This is a genomic window from Psychrobacter sp. MES7-P7E (assembly GCF_002863645.1).
Taxonomy (GTDB): Bacteria; Pseudomonadota; Gammaproteobacteria; order Pseudomonadales; family Moraxellaceae; genus Psychrobacter.
The window spans coordinates 1-900 of the sequence record NZ_PJBU01000045.1 but is presented as its reverse complement, the minus strand read 5'-3'; the positions used below and the strand labels follow the sequence as shown (position 1 = coordinate 900).

Sequence of the window (900 nt, the reverse complement as noted above, 5' to 3'; positions counted from 1 at the left end):
TGAACTGAACCCCATAAGTTGGACACAACTTTTGGGGTATTTTTATGCGTTACAATCTAGACTTTAAACTCAAAGTCATCGCATACTATGAGCAAGGACATACCGGAGTCGCTACAGCAAGAAAATTTAACCTTGATAAAAAGATAGTGTCTAAGTGGACTTACCAATACCAAAGAGGTGGAATAGAAGCGATCAAACCCAAAACAAGTAAAGCCAAATACAGTAGCGACTTTAAACACCAAGTGATAACAGTCATGTTAGAACAAGGCTTAAGTCAATCTGAGGTCGCTTTAAAGTTTGCTATCAGCTCACCTGCTTTAATTAGCCACTGGCACAAAGCATATAGGCACCATGGTATGTCTGGACTAATCCCCAAACGCAAAGGTAGAGACGCCATGACCAAGCCATTTATCATCGACAAACCAGATAATGAAAAGATACTAGCAGAGCTTAAGCGTGAGAATGAATACCTGCGTACGGAGGTTGCCTACTTAAAAAAGCTAGATGCCTTGCTCAAAGCGGAGGAACAAGCAGGCAGAAAGCGAGGCTCATCGAAGGACTAAGACAGCAGCATCTTTTATCTGACTTATTAAAGATAGCAGGTATACCAAAGAGCAGCTTTTACTACCATAGAGCAACGCTTGAGAGTAAAGACAAATACGCTGATTTAAAACAGCATATTGCTCAGATATACCACCAGCATAAAGGCAGATATGGCTATCGTAGAATGACTGTCGCGTTAAAGCATCTAGGGGTTCATCATAACCATAAGCTCGTTGCTAAGCTTATGAAACAGTTGACACTCAGTGCCCGAATTCGACGACAAAAGTATCGCTCCTATAGAGGACAGCTTGGAGTAATAGGAAAGAATCATTTAAAGCGTCGGTTTAAAGCAAGCAA

The 900-nt window shown here is 41.2% G+C and carries 2 protein-coding genes; both read left to right on the top strand.

What is annotated here, in order from left to right:
• Positions 1-44: 44 nt before the first annotated feature.
• Positions 45-563 carry a helix-turn-helix domain-containing protein gene (locus CXF62_RS01415; RefSeq protein WP_102092633.1) on the top strand — a complete coding sequence of 173 codons (519 nt, stop codon included), beginning with the start codon at positions 45-47 and terminating at the stop codon, positions 561-563.
• On the top strand, positions 467-900 hold a 434-nt coding region (locus CXF62_RS14990), incomplete at its 3' end, for an IS3 family transposase (protein WP_145990518.1). The genes CXF62_RS01415 and CXF62_RS14990, both read left to right, overlap by 97 nt.